The sequence below is a fragment of the Faecalicatena contorta genome (assembly GCF_021531895.1).
GTDB lineage: Bacteria > Bacillota > Clostridia > Lachnospirales > Lachnospiraceae > JAFBIX01.
Map to the genome: position 1 here is coordinate 1 of NZ_JAFBIX010000080.1, position 1,122 is coordinate 1,122.

The 1,122-nt window shown below is 37.1% G+C and carries 2 protein-coding genes; one reads left to right on the forward strand and one right to left on the reverse strand.

The features are described 5' to 3' along the window. Positions 1-493, forward strand: a 493-nt coding sequence (locus tag JQM81_RS13510) for a YfhO family protein (protein ID WP_235234339.1), incomplete at its 5' end; no start/stop codon positions are given. A 157-nt stretch (positions 494-650) separates the two neighbouring features. Here JQM81_RS13510 and JQM81_RS13515 read toward each other — a convergent pair. Then, a complete protein-coding gene (locus tag JQM81_RS13515) occupies positions 651-1,007 on the reverse strand; it encodes a chloride channel protein (protein WP_235234345.1) in 357 nt (118 codons plus the stop codon). Between the last annotated feature and the right edge of the window lie 115 nt (positions 1,008-1,122).

The window sequence follows — 1,122 nt, forward strand, 5'->3', positions numbered from 1 at the left end:
GAATTTGGCATTGAAATTTCTTCTTTGTCTGGACATGATAATGGATCCTTTCTTTCATACTGGTTTAAGTATATCAGATTCATTAAAAACTGTCCGAAAAAGTGTCTTAATTTATGAGACCATTATAAAGGAAACGACTTTGGAAGATCAACGAAATGAACTTGTTCAGTCGGAATTTCAGATGGATAAAGAGGAGACAAAAGGAAATGTTATTAAAGGAATCGTGGAAGGAGATAAAGATGGTTATCTGATTACATCGATTCCTTATGATGAAAATTTTGAGATATTAATAGACGGCAAAGAAACAGAATATGAGAAGGTGAATACTGCATTTCTTGGCATGAAAGTGCAGGAAGGAAAACATGAGATTGAGATGATTTATCATGCACCGGGAGTGATGATAGGAAAAATATTGAGTATGATAGGAGTGGTAGTACTTTTTTCATTAAATGTAGTAATGAAAAGAAGAAGATATGAAAGGTACATTATATAGCTGGCATATGAAATTCCGTTTTTTTGAGGAAAGTAAGCGGGTTCATTTTTATTTTGCTTTGACAATCCGTTATATGGTGGTGAAGTACATTTTGAGACACAGGATAACTGGTTTGTTGTGAAAATATTAATTCTGATGACACTGTAAAAGTGCTTTATTATGCTTTTTCTTCATGATTTTTACCTCTCGTCACTTGACTGGCAAGTACCGCCGCAAGAAAGATCCATACTCCCATCTGAATACACATATTCGTCATCAATACCTTCAGAAAAGCAATCCCGATCATTGCCGCCGGTGCATACTTTGCATAATCCGTAATCAGCACTGCCATCTGGCTTTCCCCTGAGAACTGAACAACCGGAAGATACGTAACAACAAGGCCCAGAACCAAACCTGCCAGAATTTCGCTTATAATCGGAGGTGTCTTTATGGAAAACTTTTCAAACCATTCTTCGGATTTCTCAAAGAAAAGACCAAGTATGATGCCGCAGATAAGATAGACTGATATTGTCAATATTGGTTGACACATTTATCTCAAAGATATCACTGACTATGCAGCCAGGTCCAAAGATTGATAGTATCTCTGGCGCTTGATGATCGGAGGAAGCCCACCGTTAGCAGAGCTGATA